The sequence below is a fragment of the Burkholderia sp. BCC1988 genome (assembly GCF_905339895.1).
GTDB lineage: Bacteria > Pseudomonadota > Gammaproteobacteria > Burkholderiales > Burkholderiaceae > Burkholderia.
Map to the genome: position 1 here is coordinate 105,845 of NZ_CAJPHA010000015.1, position 16,425 is coordinate 122,269.

Genomic DNA, 16,425 nt, shown 5'->3' on the forward strand with positions numbered 1-16,425 from the left:
AACGATGATTGCGTGCCCATGAACGAGCTGGAATATGTGCCGGTGCCGGCATTCGAAGACAACTATATCTGGCTCGTCTCGGACGGCCGCGATGCGATCGCCGTCGATCCGGGTGAAGCCGCGCCGGTACGCCGTGTTCTTGCCGAACGCGGCTGGCGCTTGACCGCTATTTTACTCACGCACCATCACGCCGACCACGTCGGTGGTGTCGCGGCGCTGCGAGATGGCCAACCGGACGATGTGCCGCTGGTCGTTTATGGCCCGGCGGAAGAATCGATCGACGTGGTCACGCGCCCGCTCGCGGGCGGCGATCGCGTGACGCTCGACGCACCGGCGCTTGCGTTCGACGTGCTCGACGTGCCGGGTCATACGCGCGGCCACATCGCATATTTCCAGGCGGCCGGGCAGGGCGCGGCCACGCCTCACGTGTTCTGCGGAGATACACTGTTCTCATGCGGTTGCGGCCGGCTGTTCGAAGGCACGCCCGCGCAGATGCTCGCGTCGCTCGACGCGCTCGCGGCGCTGCCCGGCGACACGCGCGTGCATTGCGCACACGAATACACGCTGTCGAACATCCGCTTCGCGCTCGCGTGCGAACCGGGCAATGCGGCGCTCGCCGCCTGGCGCGACGATGCGCAGGCGCTGCGCGCGCGCGGCGTGCCGACGCTGCCCACGACGATCGCGCACGAACGTGCCGTCAACCCGTTCATGCGGTCGGACAGCGCGGCCATCCATGCGACGCTCGAGGCCGAGCTGCACGAAACGGTGCCGGATCGACTGGCGGCATTCACGCTGATGCGCGAGTGGAAAAACCGGTTCCGATGACGATTTCGGGAGGACTCCAAACCTCAGGTAGCGTCTGTAAAAATTGCTGCAAATGTAGGATTTCGCTGAGTTTTCGGTGTTTTTATTGACGTGAAGCACGCACTTCCGTAGTATCGCCAGCAATTTCCAGCCGTCGGAAGCCGAGATTTTCATGCGACTTATATTGAGTGCGATGGTGGTCCTGCTGCTCGCCGCTTGCGCGAGCCAGGCCCCTGTCGCCAACAACGCCGCCGATTCGCAGGCGACGTCCAACTACCTCCGTAAATCAGCCACCGCCAAAGAAACTGTCGACGTCGACAAGCAATCCGTCGGCGACCTGACCAGTGCCGACTCCGATCTATGGGGCCGCATTCGCCGCGGCTTCCAGATGCCCGACCTGCAGAGCGACCTCGTCGACATGCAGACGACCTGGTACACGCAGCGTCCCGATTACGTGCAGCGCATGACCGAGCGCTCGCAGAAGTACCTCTATCACATCGTCGAGGAACTCGAGGCGCGCCACATGCCGACCGAGCTCGCGCTGCTGCCGTTCATCGAGTCCGCGTTCAATCCGCAGGCGCTGTCGGTCGCGAAGGCGGCCGGCATGTGGCAGTTCATGCCGGGCACGGGCCGCACGTACAACCTGAAGCGCAACATGTGGCAGGACGAGCGTCGCGACGTGCTCGCGTCGACGAGCGCCGCGCTCGACTACCTGTCGCGCCTGCATGACATGTTCGGCGACTGGTATCTCGCGCTGGCCGCGTACAACTGGGGCGAAGGCAACGTGCAGCGCGCGATCGCGCGCAACCAGGCGGCCGGCCTGCCGACCGACTACCAGAGCCTGCGGATGCCGAACGAGACGCGCAACTATGTGCCGAAGCTGCAGGCGGTGAAGAACATCATCGCGAATCCGCAGCAGTTCGGCCTGACGCTGCCGGAGATCCCCAACCACCCGTATTTCGTGACGGTCACGACGGCGCGCGACATCGACGTGGCGGTGGCCGCGAAGCTCGCGAACCTGTCGCTCGACGAGTTCCGCTCGCTGAACCCGTCGTTCGCGAAGCCGGTGATCCTCGGCGCGACCGAGCCGCAGATCCTGCTGCCGTTCGACAATGCGGCGGCGTTCGAGAAGAACCTGAAGGCCTACAACGGCCAGTTGTCGACGTGGACCACCTACACGGTGAGCGAGCGCGCGCGCCCGGCCGCGATCGCCGAGAAGATCGGCGTGGACGCCGACACGCTGATGTCGGTCAACAAGATTCCGGCCGGCATGCGCCTGAAGCCGGGCTCGACGATCGTCGTGCCGCGCGGCGATGACGACGACGAGGACATCAGCGCGGACGTCGCGGAAAACGGCGTGCTCGCGATGGAGCCCGACGTGCCCGACACGCGCAAGATGCTGATCCGCGTGCGCCGCAAGCAGTCGATGGCGGCGATCGCCGGCCGCTACGGCGTGTCGGTCGCGCAGCTGAAGGCATGGAACCGCACGCATCGCGATCTCGCGATGCCGGGCCAGGCGCTCGTGCTGCACGTGCCGGTCGGTCGCGCGGTGCCGGCCGAGCCGGGGCCGGAACGGATCGCGACGTCGACCGCCGGCGCGCATATCGAGCGCGCGAGCCTGTCCGTCGGCGGCAAGTCGCGCGGCGCGAAGCACGGTGCCGCGAAGCCGGCGGCCCGTGCGGCCAAGGCCGCGCCCGCGAAGGCTGCACCGAAGGCCGCTGCGCACAAGGGCAAGAAGTAACGCGGCCGCGATCGCGGCGCGGCGGCCCGACCGGGCCGCGCGATTGCGTTATCATCCGACGAAACGCGTAGCAACGCCGTCACCGAGGTGACGGCGTTTTCGTTTGTGCGCGGCAGCGCGGCCGTTGCTGCGCGCTGCCCGCAGTCACAAGGAGAAGCGATGTCGTCGGTGCAGGTGAGGGTGCTCGCGCTGTTTGCGATCGGATATTTCGTGTCGTACGTGTTCCGCGGCGTCAATCTTGGCTTCGCGCCGTTCGTCACGCACGAGCTCGGGCTGTCGGCTGCCGATCTCGGGCTGCTCACGAGTCTCTATTTCCTCGGCTTCGCCGGCGCGCAGATTCCGGCCGGCGTGCTGCTCGACCATTTCGGCCCGCGCCGCGTGGCGGCCGGGATGCTGCTGTTCGCGGCGGCCGGCGCCGCCGTGTTCGGCATCGCGCACGACCTCGGCACGATGATGGTCGGCCGGCTCCTGATCGGCGTCGGCGTATCGGTGTGTCTCGGCGCGGCGTTCAAGGCGCTCGCGCAGCATTTTCCGGTCGGCCGGCTGCCACTCGTCAACGGTCTCGTGATGGCGGTCGGCGGCCTCGGCGGCGTTGTGGTCGGCTCGCCGCTGACCTGGCTGCTCGGCGTGACGAGCTGGCGCGTGATCTGCGGCGGCCTCGCGGTGCTGACGATCGTCGTCGCGGCCGCGATCGGCCTCGGTGCGCCGGAAGCCGAGCGGCCGCGTCAGCAGGGCGGGATCGTCAGCCAGTTCAAGGGCACGTGGCACATCCTGGGCAGCCGTGCGTTCTGGAAGATTTCGTCGTTCTCGATCGTCACGCAGGGCGTGTTCTATGCGATGCAGTCGCTGTGGGTCGGCCCGTACCTGCGCGACGTCGAGGGGTTCGATGCGCAGCACGCCGCGCGGCTCGTGTCGGTGCTCGGCTTCGCGATGATGGCGGGCTGCGTCGGCTTCGGCGCGGCGGCGCGCGTGCTCGAGCGCCGCGGGGTGTCCGTCCAGGCATTTTGCGGCATCGGCATGGCGCTGTTCGTCGCCACTCAGGGCGCGATCGTCGCGCGCGTGCCGCTGCCGCCGGCCGTGCTGTGGGCGGCCTACGGGATGTTCGGCGGCGTCGGGATCCTGACCTACGCGGTGCTGGCCGGTCACTTTCCGGCGCATCTGATCGGCCGCGCGAATACGACGCTGACGCTCGTGATCTTCGTGCTGATCTTTGCGTTCCAGATCGGCATCGGCGCGGTGCTGTCGCACTGGCCGGCCGTCGACGGCCATTACCCGGCCGCCGCGCACGTCACCGCGTGGAGCGTGCTGCTCGCGCTGCAGCTCGCGAGCGCGGTCTGGTGCGTGTGGCCCGCGCGCAGCGCTGGCAAGCACGTTGATCCGGCGGTACGCTGACGGGTAGGGCGGCTGCGGAAACGGGGCCGCAGCAACGAGTGTCGTGCGCGACCGCGCGCCGTCACGCGCGCCGCATGCACGATCGGACGGCCATATCGATTGAAGATAAGGCCATTTTCGGGCTATAATTTGAAAGTTTGTGCTGATCAACCTCGCACCCTAGCGCCTACCTCACTCATCCCGTTCATCCGCCGCACGCCGCCTGTCGGGCGATGCCGCGAAGCCTCGTGCGCCACGCGCCGGGTTCGCGTCTCGACAACGCAGGTCGCGTCCAGCTAGCGATTCCGCGCGCCTACGCAGCGCGGCGCTTGCGCGGCAGGGTAAACAGGTCGGCAGCAGGGTGTTCCCCAAGGAGCCTCCCGTGTTGCCGTCTTTTTCTCCCGCCTTGCTTGCACTCGCCGACGGCACGGTCTTTCGTGGTTATTCGATCGGGGCCGAAGGCCACACGATCGGTGAAGTCGTGTTCAACACCGCGATTACCGGCTATCAGGAAATCCTGACCGATCCGAGCTACGCGCGTCAGATCGTCACGCTCACCTACCCGCATATCGGCAACGTCGGCGTCAACGCCGAAGACGTCGAAGCCACGAAAGTCCATGCCGCCGGCCTGATCATCCGTGATCTGCCGACGCTCGCATCGAACTTCCGCATGGACCGCACGCTCGGCGATTACCTGCGCGACGAAGGCGTCGTCGCGATCGCCGGCATCGATACCCGCAAGCTGACCCGGATCCTGCGCGACAAGGGCGCGCAGAGCGGCTGCATCCTGGCCGGCTCGGACGACGAGGCGAAGGCGATCGAGCTCGCGCGCTCGTTCGCGGGCCTCGCGGGCATGGATCTCGCGAAGGTCGTGTCGACCACCAAGCCGTTCGAGTGGAAGCAGACCGAATGGCGCCTCGGCAGCGGCTACGGCATGCAGGAAGCGCCGAAGTACCGCGTCGTCGCGTACGACTTCGGCGTCAAGTACAACATCCTGCGCATGCTCGCGGAGCGCGGCTGCCACGTGACGGTGCTGCCGGCACAAGCGAGCGCGGAAGATGCGCTCGCGCTGAATCCGGACGGCATCTTCCTGTCGAACGGCCCCGGCGATCCGGAACCGTGCGACTACGCGATCGCGGCCACGAAGCAGTTCATCGAGCGCGGCGTGCCGACCTTCGGCATCTGCCTCGGCCACCAGATCATGGGCCTCGCGGTCGGCGCGAAGACGCTCAAGATGAAGACGGGCCACCACGGCGCGAACCACCCGGTGAAGGATCTCGGCGACGGTCGCGTGGTGATCACGTCGCAGAACCACGGCTTCGCGGTCGACGCGGATTCGCTGCCGGCCAACGCGCGCGTGACGCACGTGTCGCTGTTCGACGGCACGCTGCAGGGCTTCGAGCTGACCGACAAGCCGGCATTCTGCTTCCAGGGCCACCCGGAAGCGTCGCCCGGCCCGCACGACATCGGCTATCTGTTCGACCGTTTCACCGCACTGATGGACGCGGCGAAGCAGCGCAACGCCTGACGCAACTGAAGCAACCGAAGAACGGGAGATTCGCATCATGTTCGGCCACGCACTCGGCATCACGGATATCTGGACCTACGTGTTCGGCGTGATCTTCATCATCCTGCTGCCGGGGCCGAACTCGATGTACGTGCTGTCGCTCGCGGCGCAGCGCGGCGTGAAGGCCGGCTATCGCGCGGCCTGCGGCGTGTTCGTCGGCGACACGGTGCTGATGGTGCTGTCCGCCGCGGGCGTCGCGTCGCTGCTGAAGGCGAATCCGCTGCTGTTCTCCGTCGTGAAGTACGGCGGCGCCGCTTACCTGCTGTACATCGGCACCGGGATGCTGCGCAGCGCGTGGCAGAAGCTGCGCGCGCGTGGCGATGCGCCGGCCGAGGCAGCGCCCGCGGTCGACGGCGAGCGGCCGTTTCGCAAGGCGCTGATCGTGAGCCTCCTGAATCCGAAGGCGATCCTGTTCTTCATCTCGTTCTTCATCCAGTTCGTCGACCCGGCCTTCCCGCATCCCGCGCTGTCGTTCGTCGTGCTCGGGGCGATCGCGCAATGCGCGAGCTTCCTGTACCTGAGCACGCTGATCTTCGCGGGCGCACGGCTCGCCGAGCATTTCCGCCGCCGCCGCAGGCTCGCGGCGGGCGCGGCGAGCAGCGTGGGCGGCCTGTTCATCGGTTTCTCGGTGAAGCTCGCGCTCGCCACCATGAGCTGAGCGCGGCCTGCCGACCGACGACAACGCCACGACAAAGATTACTTACTGAATTCACAAGCCATGCCAAAACGCACAGACATCAAAAGCATCCTCATCATCGGCGCCGGCCCGATCATCATCGGCCAGGCTTGCGAGTTCGACTATTCGGGCGCGCAGGCTTGCAAGGCGCTGCGTGAAGAGGGCTACAAGGTCGTCCTCGTGAACAGCAACCCGGCGACGATCATGACCGACCCGAACACGGCCGACGTCACGTACATCGAGCCGATCACGTGGGAAGTGGTCGCACGCATCATCGAGAAGGAGCGCCCGGACGCGATCCTGCCGACGATGGGCGGCCAGACCGCGCTGAACTGCGCGCTCGACCTGCACCACCACGGCGTGCTCGAGAAGTTCGGCGTCGAGCTGATCGGCGCGTCGCCGGAAGCGATCGACAAGGCGGAAGACCGCCAGAAATTCAAGGAAGCGATGACCAAGATCGGTCTCGGTTCCGCGAAGTCGGGCATCGCGCACTCGATGGAAGAAGCGACCCAGGTGCACGCCGAGATCATGGCCGGCACCGGCGGCAGCGGCTACCCGGTCGTGATCCGTCCGTCGTTCACGCTCGGCGGCTCGGGCGGCGGCATCGCATACAACCGCGAAGAATTCGAAGAGATCTGCAAGCGCGGCCTCGACCTGTCGCCGACGCGCGAACTGCTGATCGAGGAATCGCTGCTCGGCTGGAAGGAATACGAGATGGAAGTCGTGCGCGACCGCGCCGACAACTGCATCATCGTGTGCTCGATCGAGAACCTCGACCCGATGGGCGTGCACACCGGCGACTCGATCACGGTCGCGCCGGCGCAGACGCTCACCGACAAGGAATACCAGATCCTGCGTAACGCATCGCTCGCGGTGCTGCGCGAGATCGGCGTCGACACGGGCGGCTCGAACGTGCAGTTCTCGATCAACCCGAAGGACGGCCGCATGGTCGTCATCGAGATGAACCCGCGCGTGTCGCGTTCGTCGGCGCTCGCGTCGAAGGCAACCGGCTTCCCGATCGCGAAGGTCGCGGCGAAGCTGGCGGTCGGCTACACGCTCGACGAGCTGAAGAACGAAATCACCGGCGGCCAGACGCCGGCGTCGTTCGAGCCGACGATCGACTACGTCGTCACGAAGATCCCGCGTTTCGCGTTCGAGAAGTTCCGCGAAGCCGATTCGCGCCTGACCACGCAGATGAAGTCGGTCGGCGAAGTGATGGCGATCGGCCGCACGTTCCAGGAATCGTTCCAGAAGGCGCTGCGCGGCCTCGAAGTCGGCGTCGACGGTCTCGACGAGAAGTCGACCGACCGCGACGAGATCGCGATCGAGATCCACGAGCCGGGCCCGGACCGCATCTGGTACGTCGGCGATGCGTTCCGCATCGGCATGACGGCCGAGGAAATCTTCGCGGAAACCGCGATCGACCCGTGGTTCCTCGAGCAGATCGAGCAGATCATCCTGAAGGAAAAGGCGCTCGCGGGCCGCACGCTCGCGTCGCTGACGTTCGACGAGTTGCGCTTCCTGAAGCAGAGCGGCTTCTCCGACCGCCGCCTCGCGAAGCTGCTCGGCGCGACGCCGGAAGACGTCCGCCGCCGCCGCATCGAACTGAACGTGCGCCCGGTCTACAAGCGCGTCGACACCTGCGCGGCCGAGTTCGCGACCAAGACGGCCTACATGTACTCGACCTACGAGGAAGAGTGCGAGGCGCAGCCGACCACCAACAAGAAGATCATGGTGCTGGGCGGCGGCCCGAACCGGATCGGCCAGGGCATCGAGTTCGACTACTGCTGCGTGCACGCGGCCCTCGCGATGCGCGAGGACGGCTACGAAACGATCATGGTCAACTGCAACCCGGAAACGGTGTCGACCGACTATGACACGTCCGACCGCCTGTACTTCGAGCCGCTGACGCTGGAAGACGTGCTCGAGATCGTCGACAAGGAAAAGCCGGTCGGCGTGATCGTCCAGTACGGCGGCCAGACGCCGCTGAAGCTCGCGCTCGACCTCGAGGCGCACGGTGTGCCGATCGTCGGCACGTCGCCGGACATGATCGACGCGGCCGAAGACCGCGAACGCTTCCAGAAGCTACTGCAGGACCTCGGCCTGCGCCAGCCGCCGAACCGCACCGCGCGCGCCGAAGAAGAAGCGCTCGCGCTGGCGGCCGAAATCGGCTACCCGCTCGTCGTGCGTCCGTCGTACGTGCTCGGTGGCCGCGCGATGGAAATCGTCCACGAGCCGCGCGACCTCGAGCGCTACATGCGCGAGGCCGTGAAGGTGTCGAACGATTCGCCGGTGCTGCTCGACCGCTTCCTGAACGACGCGATCGAATGCGACGTCGACTGCATCTGCGACGGCGAGTCGGTGTTCATCGGCGGCGTGATGGAGCACATCGAGCAGGCGGGTGTCCATTCGGGCGACTCGGCATGCTCGCTGCCGCCGTACTCGCTGTCGAAGGAAACTGTGGCCGAGCTGAAGCGCCAGACGGGCGCGATGGCGAAGGCGCTGAACGTGGTCGGCCTGATGAACGTGCAGTTCGCGATCCAGCAGGTGCCGCAGGCGGACGGTTCGAAGCAGGACATCATCTACGTGCTCGAAGTGAACCCGCGCGCGTCGCGCACGGTGCCGTACGTGTCGAAGGCGACCAGCCTGCCGCTCGCGAAGATCGCGGCGCGCGCGATGGTCGGCCAGAAGCTCGCGCAGCAGGGCGTGACGAAGGAAGTCGAGCCGCCGTACTTCAGCGTGAAGGAAGCGGTGTTCCCGTTCGTCAAGTTCCCGACCGTCGATCCGGTCCTCGGGCCTGAAATGCGTTCGACCGGCGAAGTGATGGGCGTCGGCCAGACCTTCGGCGAAGCGCTGTTCAAGTCGCAGCTCGCGGCCGGTTCGCGCTTGCCGGAGTCGGGCACGGTGCTGCTCACCGTGATGGATGCCGACAAGCCGAAGGCGGTCGAAGTCGCGCGCATGCTGCACGACCTCGGCTACCCGATCGTCGCGACCAAGGGCACGGCTGCCGCGATCGAAGCGGCCGGCGTGCCGGTGAAGGTCGTGAACAAGGTGAAGGACGGCCGTCCGCACATCGTCGACATGATCAAGAACGGCGAGATCGCACTCGTGTTCACGACGGTCGACGAGACGCGCCAGGCGATCGCCGATTCGCGTTCGATCCGCATGAGCGCGCAGGCGCACAAGGTCACGTACTACACGACGATGTCCGGCGCGCGCGCGGCCGTCGAAGGCCTGCGCTACCTGAAGGATCTGGAAGTCTATGATTTACAAGGTCTTCACGCTCGCCTAAACTAAGCAGTCAGTTACCTGTCGAAGCAACACGTGCCGCGATTAAGCGGTGTTTCCGGTTCACCGGAAATACGTTTAATCGCGGTGATTTTTTTTATAGCCGTTTTTAGCGATTGAGCCGTTTATGAGCACCATTCCGTTGACAAAGCGTGGCGCAGAGCAACTGCGCGATGAATTGCAGCGTCTCAAGTCCGTCGAGCGGCCGGCCGTGATCAACGCGATCGCGGAGGCCCGCGCACAGGGCGATCTGTCCGAAAACGCCGAATACGACGCTGCGAAAGAAAAACAGGGCTTCATCGAGGGTCGCATCGCGGAAATCGAATCGAAGCTGTCGGCCGCGCAGGTCATCGATCCCACCGTGCTCGACGCCGAAGGCCGCGTGGTCTTCGCATCGACAGTCGAACTCGAGGATCTCGAGTCCGGCGACACCGTCAAGTACCAGATCGTCGGCGACGACGAAGCCGATATCGATCACGGCCTGATCTCGGTCAGCTCGCCGATCGCGCGCGCGCTGATCGGCAAGTCCGAAGGCGACGTCGCGGCCGTGCAGGCGCCGAGCGGCGTGCGCGAGTACGAAATCATCTCGGTCAGCTATATCTGAAGCGGGGCGACGTGATGCCGCATCGCGTGTTCCGCCTGCTGTCGGCCGTGTGGGTCGGCAGCCTGTTGACGATCGGGTATGCGGTCGCGCCCGTGCTGTTCAGGACGCTGGAGCGGATGACGGCCGGCTCGGTCGCCGCCCAGCTGTTCCGCATCGAGGCGATCCTCGGTGTCGTATGCGGCGTGCTGCTGCTCGCGCTGTCGAACCAGCAGGTGCGGCGCGGCAGCGGCGATTATCGTCGCGTGCGCTGGATCGTCGCGGCGATGGTCGCGTGCGTGCTGGTCGGGTATTTTGCGTTGCAGCCGTTCATGAACGCGCTGCGGGTGGCCGCGATGGAGGCGGGCACCGATATCGCGAACTCGCCGTATGCGAGCCGCTTCGGGATGCTGCACGGCGTCTCGAGCCTGTTCTATCTCGTCGAGAGCGTGCTGGGGCTGATGCTGATCTGGCGTCTGCCGGCGCAAGACGCCTGAATGGCCTGAGCGCCGCGCGGGCAACGCGGCACGGGGTGCCCCGTGCCGCGCGGCAGGATTACTTGCCCTGGTGCGGCCGCTTGGTGCTGGCCTGACGCTTTTTCGCGCGCTTCACCGTGCCGCCTGCCGTCACGCGCTCGTTGCCGCGCACCGTGACCTTCACCGGCCGCGGACGGCGCACCGGGCTCGCGTTCGGCGACACCTTGACGACCTTGACGGTGCGCGGTGCACGGCCTTTCTTGTCGTCGACGGCTTCGGCCGCGCTCGGCAGCGCGCCGGCACGACGGCCGCGGGCCGGGGCCGCCACGGCAGCCTCGGGCTTCCAGATCACCAGCAGCTTGCCGATGTGCTGGATCGGCGCCGCGTTCAGGCGGTCGCAGATCTCGTCGTAAATGGCGACGCGCTCGTCGCGCTCGTCACCGAACACACGGATCTTGATCAACTGGTGCGCAGCGAGGTGCACCTTGATTTCCTTCAGCACGGCGTCGGTGAGCCCTTCGGCGCCGATCAGCACGACGGGCTTGAGCGCATGGGCCTGGGAGCGCAGCGCGGAGCGCTCGGCGGGGGAAAGCGAAAGGGCGGGCATGGAAATGTCGAAATCTAAATAGGGGCGCGCTGCGTCAGAAGCGAATCGCGGGAAGTTACCGCATCAGCCGCGCGCCGAAACCACGTAAAATCGCGGCTTGGGCCCGGAAGGGGCCGCAGCCGCGCGAAGAAGACGCGTATTATCCGCCAAAAGCACGGCTTCACGAAGCAAATAGCAGCAATCTCTCTCTCGAATGGCAAAAAACCGCTTTAACCAGCACTGGCTGCACGACCACATCAACGACCCGTACGTCAAAATGGCGCAGCGGGAGGGCTATCGCGCGCGCGCCGCGTACAAGCTGAAGGAAATCGACGAGCAGGACAAGCTGATCCGTCCGGGCCAGGTGATCGTCGACCTCGGCGCGACGCCGGGCAGCTGGAGCCAGTATGCCCGCAACAAGCTCGCGCAGGGCAAGAAGCGCGACGCGGAGCGCGAAGGCGGCATCGACGGCACGATCGTGGCGCTCGACATCCTGCCGATGGAGCCGATCGCGGACGTCCACTTCCTGCAAGGCGATTTCCGCGAGGACGACGTCCTCCACCGGCTCGAAGAAGTGCTCGAAGGTCGCGCGGTGGACCTTGTTATTTCCGACATGGCCCCCAACCTCTCCGGCGTGGCCTCGGCGGACGCGGCGCGCATCGAGCATCTGTGCGATCTGGCGCTCGAATTCGCGCAGAATCATCTGAAGCCGGACGGTGCGCTGCTCGTGAAGTGTTTTCACGGCAGCGGCTACAGCCAGATCGTCGAAAAGTTCAAACAGCAGTTTAAGACTGTCGCGCCGCGCAAGCCGAAGGCGTCCCGCGACAAATCGTCCGAAACGTTCATTTTGGGTCGGCATCTGAAGCATCCGCGGTGACGCGGAGCGGGGTGCCGCAAACGGGCTCCGGCCCTTGCCAGACAAGCGAAGCGCTATCGCGGCGGTTGTCAATCCTTATGGCAGGGGTGGTCGGACTGGATTAGAATGACCGAGGAGCGCCGCAAGGAAAATGTAGGCGCTCGTCTACGAGTGAAGGAGTGGTGCTTTGAACAACAATATGTTTTCGAAGGCAGCAGTGTGGCTGGTGATCGCACTGGTGCTGTTTACGGTGTTCAAGCAGTTCGACAAGCCCCGCGTCCAGGAAGGTGTGTCCTATTCGCAGTTCATGGACGACGCCAAGAACGGCAAGGTCAAGAACGTCATCGTTCAGGGGCGCAACCTCACCGTCACTCCGGCTGATGGCCAGAAATACCAGATCGTGTCGCCCGGCGACATCTGGATGGTCGGCGATCTGATGAAGTACGGCGTGCAGGTCAGCGGCAAGGCCGACGACGAGCCGAACGCGCTGATGTCCGCGCTGTACTACCTCGGGCCGACGATCCTGATCATCGTGTTCTGGTTCTACATGATGAGGCAGATGCAGGGAGGCGGCAAAGGCGGCGCATTCTCGTTCGGGAAATCGCGTGCGCGGCTGATCGACGAGAACAACAACGCGGTGAACTTCTCCGACGTCGCGGGCTGCGACGAAGCGAAGGAAGAAGTGTCCGAGCTCGTCGACTTCCTGCGCGACCCGCAGAAATTCCAGAAGCTGGGCGGTCGCATTCCGCGCGGCGTGCTGCTCGTCGGCCCTCCGGGTACCGGCAAGACGCTGCTCGCCCGCGCGATCGCCGGTGAAGCGAAGGTGCCGTTCTTCAGCATCTCGGGTTCCGACTTCGTCGAAATGTTCGTCGGCGTCGGCGCGGCCCGTGTGCGCGACATGTTCGAACAGGCGAAGAAGCACGCACCGTGCATCGTGTTCATCGACGAAATCGACGCGGTCGGCCGTCATCGCGGCGCCGGCATGGGCGGCGGCAACGACGAGCGCGAGCAGACGCTGAACCAGATGCTGGTCGAGATGGACGGCTTCGAAGCGAACTCGGGCGTGATCGTGATCGCCGCCACCAACCGTTCCGACGTGCTCGACAAGGCGCTGCTGCGTCCGGGCCGTTTCGACCGCCAGGTCTATGTCGGCCTGCCGGACATCCGCGGCCGCGAGCAGATCATGCGCGTGCACCTGCGCAAGGTGCCGATCGCGAACGACGTCGACGCAGCGGTGATCGCGCGCGGCACGCCGGGCTTCTCGGGCGCCGATCTCGCGAACCTCGTGAACGAAGCGGCGCTGTTCGCCGCCCGCCGCGGCAAGCGCATCGTCGAGATGCAGGATTTCGAGGACGCGAAGGACAAGATCTTCATGGGTCCGGAGCGCAAGTCGGCGGTGATTCGCGAGGAAGCGAAGCGCGCGACGGCTTACCACGAGTCGGGCCACGCGGTGATCGCGAAGCTGCTGCCGAAGGCCGACCCGGTGCACAAGGTCACGATCATCCCGCGCGGTCGCGCGCTGGGCGTCACGTGGCAGCTGCCGGAGCACGACAACGAGACGTATTCGAAGGATTACCTGCTCGACCGCCTGGCGATCCTGTTCGGCGGCCGCGTGGCCGAGGAGCTGTTCCTGAACCTGATCAGCACCGGCGCGTCGGACGACTTCAACAAGGCGACGCAGACGGCACGCGCGATGGTGGCCCGTTTCGGCATGACCGACGCGCTCGGGCCGATGGTCTACGTCGACGACGAGAGCGACAACGGCCCGTTCGGCCGAGGCTTCACGCGCACGATCTCGGAAGCGACGCAGCAGAAGGTCGACGGCGAAATCCGCCGCGTGCTCGACGAACAGTACGGCCTTGCACGCCGCCTGCTCGAAGAGAACCGCGACAAGGTGGAGGCAATGACGGCCGCGCTGATGGAGTGGGAAACGATCGACGCCGATCAGATCAACGACATCATGGAAGGGCGTCCGCCGCGCTCGCCGAAGAGTTCGCCGGCTGTCGGCGGCGATTCGTCGGGCGGCGGCACCACCGCCGAAGTGAAGCCCGGCAACGCGCCGGCGCCTGCTTCGCCGGCCTGACCTTCGTCGTAGCACCGTTCACGGGCTGGTGTGGCTTCACACCGGCCCGTTTTGCATTCATCAACGCCTCCCGCCCGTGCCCGATTCCGCTGTTTCAGCATCCATTCCCGCGCCGCTGCAGTGCGGCCGTTTCTCCCTGACGTTCGAGCGCCCGCTCGTGATGGGCATTCTGAACGCCACCCCCGATTCGTTCTCCGACGGCGGCCGCTTCCTCGCGCGCGACGATGCGCTGCGCCAGGCCGAGCGGATGATCGCCGAAGGCGTCGACCTGATCGACATCGGTGGCGAGTCGACGCGTCCCGGCGCGCCGCCCGTGCCGCTCGACGAGGAACTCGCGCGCGTGATCCCGCTGGTCGAAGCGTTGCGGCCGCTGAACGTGCCGCTGTCGATCGACACCTACAAGCCGGTCGTGATGCGCGCGGCGCTCGCTGCCGGCGCGGACTTGATCAACGACATCTGGGGTTTCCGTCAGCCGGGCGCGATCGATGCGGTGCGCGAGGGTAACAGCGGGCTGTGCGCGATGCACATGCTCGGCGAGCCGCAGACGATGCAGGTCGGCGAGCCCGATTACGGCGACGTCGTGAGCGACGTGCGCGATTTTCTCGCCGCGCGCGCGCAGGCGCTGCGCGACGCGGGCGTCGCGCCGGAACGGATCTGCGTCGATCCGGGCTTCGGGTTCGGCAAGGCGGTGGTCGACGACAACTACGCGCTGCTGGCCGCGCTGCCGGACACGGCGCCGGCGCGGCCCGACGGGCGCGCGTATCCGATTCTCGCGGGCATGTCGCGCAAGTCGATGCTCGGCGCGGTGATCGGCGGCAAGCCGCCGATGGAACGCGTCGCGGCGAGCGTGGCGGCCGCGTTGTGCGCGGTCGAGCGTGGAGCTGCGATCGTGCGCGTGCACGACGTCGCGGCGACGGTCGATGCGTTGAAGGTCTGGAACGCCGTGCGCGAAGCCGCGCGGCAACGATAAGTCAGAAATCAGAAAGACGAAGGAGGAAGGTTCGCCATGGGACGTCGATATTTCGGCACGGACGGCATTCGCGGCACGGTGGGCGAGGCGCCCATCACGCCTGATTTCGTGTTGCGTCTCGGCTATGCAGCCGGCAAGGTACTGGCCGGTGCGGCCGACGTCGCGGCCGGTGCACGGCCGACGGTACTGATCGGCAAGGACACGCGCGTGTCGGGCTACATGCTCGAGGCCGCGCTCGAGGCCGGCTTCTCGGCGGCCGGCGTCGACGTGATGCTGGCCGGCCCGATGCCGACGCCGGGTGTCGCGTATCTCACGCGCGCGCTGCGCCTGTCGGCCGGCGTCGTGATCAGCGCATCGCACAACCCGTACCAGGACAACGGGATCAAGTTCTTCTCCGCCGACGGCAACAAGCTGCCCGACGAAACGGAAGCCGAAATCGAGGCATGGCTCGACAAACCGCTCGAATGCGCATCGTCGGACCGGCTCGGCAAGGCGCGCCGCCTCGACGATGCGGCCGGCCGCTACATCGAGTTCTGCAAGAGCACGTTCCCGGCCGCCTACGATCTGCGCGGGCTGAAGCTCGTGATCGACTGCGCGCACGGCGCCGCGTACCAGATCGCACCGCACGTGTTCCACGAGCTCGGCGCGGACGTGATTCCGGTCGGCGTCGCGCCGAACGGCTTCAACATCAACGACGGGGTCGGCGCGACGGCGCCCGACGCGCTGATGCGCGCGGTGCGGGCGAACCATGCGGACCTCGGCATCGCGCTCGACGGCGATGCGGACCGCCTGCAGGTCGTCGATTCGACCGGCCGGCTGTACAACGGCGACGAGCTGCTCTACGTGCTCGTGAAGGACCGCATCGCGACCGTCGGCAAGGTCGACGGCGCGGTCGGCACGCTGATGACGAACCTCGCGGTCGAAGTTGCGCTGCAGCGTGAGGGCGTCGAGTTCGTGCGCGCGGCGGTCGGCGACCGCTATGTGCTCGAACAATTGCGCGAGCGCGGCTGGCAGCTCGGCGCGGAAGGCTCGGGCCACATCCTGTCGCTCGACCGCCATTCGACCGGCGACGGCATCGTGTCGGCGCTGCTCGTGCTGGCCGCGCTCAGGCGCAGCGGCCGCACGCTCGCGCAGATGCTCGACGGCGTCACGCTGTTCCCGCAGAAGCTGATCAACGTGCGGATGAAACCGGGTGCCGACTGGAAGGGCAACGCATCGATTCGTGCGGCGATCGACGCGGCCGAAGGCGCGCTGGCCGGTCACGGCCGCGTGCTGATCCGCGCGTCGGGGACCGAGCCCGTGCTGCGCGTGATGGTCGAGGCCCGGCATGCGGCCGACGCGACGCGTCACGCGGAAGCAATCGCCGACGCGGTGCGCGCGGCGACGGCCTGAACCGGGTCGGCAACGGCGCGCGACGGTCCGGCCGT

13 protein-coding genes are annotated in these 16,425 nt (G+C 66.4%); 12 read left to right on the forward strand and 1 reads right to left on the reverse strand.

Going from position 1 to position 16,425, the window contains the following annotated elements; all coding sequences use genetic code 11:
- The first annotated feature begins 18 nt into the window (after positions 1 to 18).
- From gloB to U4012_RS21880, 8 genes are all read left to right on the forward strand, one after another.
- Positions 19 to 825 (forward strand): hydroxyacylglutathione hydrolase, encoded by an 807-nt coding sequence (gloB, locus tag U4012_RS21845; RefSeq protein ID WP_321801425.1) that lies wholly within the window; start codon positions 19 to 21, stop codon positions 823 to 825.
- Between the two features lie 151 nt (positions 826 to 976).
- Complete coding sequence (locus U4012_RS21850) at positions 977 to 2,545, forward strand: transglycosylase SLT domain-containing protein (RefSeq protein WP_124487579.1); 1,569 nt, start codon at positions 977 to 979, stop codon at positions 2,543 to 2,545.
- A 159-nt stretch (positions 2,546 to 2,704) separates the two neighbouring features.
- Entirely contained in the window at positions 2,705 to 3,937 is a 1,233-nt protein-coding gene (locus tag U4012_RS21855) for an MFS transporter (RefSeq protein ID WP_321801428.1), read from the forward strand.
- 361 nt (positions 3,938 to 4,298) lie between these two features.
- The gene (gene carA / locus U4012_RS21860; RefSeq protein ID WP_044844900.1) at positions 4,299 to 5,444 is read left to right on the forward strand and encodes a glutamine-hydrolyzing carbamoyl-phosphate synthase small subunit; all 1,146 of its coding nucleotides are present in this window, start codon (positions 4,299 to 4,301) and stop codon (positions 5,442 to 5,444) included.
- A gap of 37 nt (positions 5,445 to 5,481) precedes the next feature.
- Positions 5,482 to 6,141 (forward strand): leucine efflux protein LeuE, encoded by a 660-nt coding sequence (leuE, locus tag U4012_RS21865; protein WP_321801431.1) that lies wholly within the window; start codon positions 5,482 to 5,484, stop codon positions 6,139 to 6,141.
- Between the two features lie 60 nt (positions 6,142 to 6,201).
- The gene (gene carB / locus U4012_RS21870; protein ID WP_257775178.1) at positions 6,202 to 9,456 is read left to right on the forward strand and encodes a carbamoyl-phosphate synthase large subunit; all 3,255 of its coding nucleotides are present in this window, start codon (positions 6,202 to 6,204) and stop codon (positions 9,454 to 9,456) included.
- 118 nt (positions 9,457 to 9,574) lie between these two features.
- Positions 9,575 to 10,051 (forward strand): transcription elongation factor GreA, encoded by a 477-nt coding sequence (gene greA / locus U4012_RS21875; protein ID WP_021163362.1) that lies wholly within the window; start codon positions 9,575 to 9,577, stop codon positions 10,049 to 10,051.
- Between the two features lie 14 nt (positions 10,052 to 10,065).
- Entirely contained in the window at positions 10,066 to 10,524 is a 459-nt protein-coding gene (locus U4012_RS21880; protein WP_044844897.1) for a DUF4149 domain-containing protein, read from the forward strand.
- A 58-nt stretch (positions 10,525 to 10,582) separates the two neighbouring features.
- Here the strand turns inward: U4012_RS21880 and U4012_RS21885 are convergent, their stop codons facing one another.
- On the reverse strand, positions 10,583 to 11,110 hold the full coding sequence (locus U4012_RS21885) for a YhbY family RNA-binding protein (protein ID WP_044844896.1): 528 nt from the start codon (positions 11,108 to 11,110) through the stop codon (positions 10,583 to 10,585).
- Positions 11,111 to 11,303: 193 nt separating this feature from the next.
- Here U4012_RS21885 and U4012_RS21890 point away from each other — a divergent pair, with 193 nt between their 5' ends.
- The 4 genes from U4012_RS21890 (at position 11,304) to glmM (ending at position 16,390) form a co-directional block, all read left to right on the forward strand.
- Positions 11,304 to 11,966, forward strand: a complete 663-nt coding sequence (locus U4012_RS21890) for an RlmE family RNA methyltransferase (protein ID WP_124487584.1) — start codon at positions 11,304 to 11,306, stop codon at positions 11,964 to 11,966.
- Positions 11,967 to 12,132: 166 nt separating this feature from the next.
- Complete coding sequence (gene ftsH / locus U4012_RS21895; protein WP_044844894.1) at positions 12,133 to 14,028, forward strand: ATP-dependent zinc metalloprotease FtsH; 1,896 nt, start codon at positions 12,133 to 12,135, stop codon at positions 14,026 to 14,028.
- 28 nt (positions 14,029 to 14,056) lie between these two features.
- Positions 14,057 to 14,998: a dihydropteroate synthase gene (folP, locus tag U4012_RS21900; protein WP_321801439.1), complete on the forward strand. Its 942-nt coding sequence runs from the start codon at positions 14,057 to 14,059 to the stop codon at positions 14,996 to 14,998.
- A gap of 36 nt (positions 14,999 to 15,034) precedes the next feature.
- Positions 15,035 to 16,390, forward strand: coding sequence for a phosphoglucosamine mutase (gene glmM, locus U4012_RS21905; protein ID WP_321801441.1), 1,356 nt, complete (start codon positions 15,035 to 15,037; stop codon positions 16,388 to 16,390).
- The last annotated feature ends 35 nt before the right edge of the window (positions 16,391 to 16,425 follow it).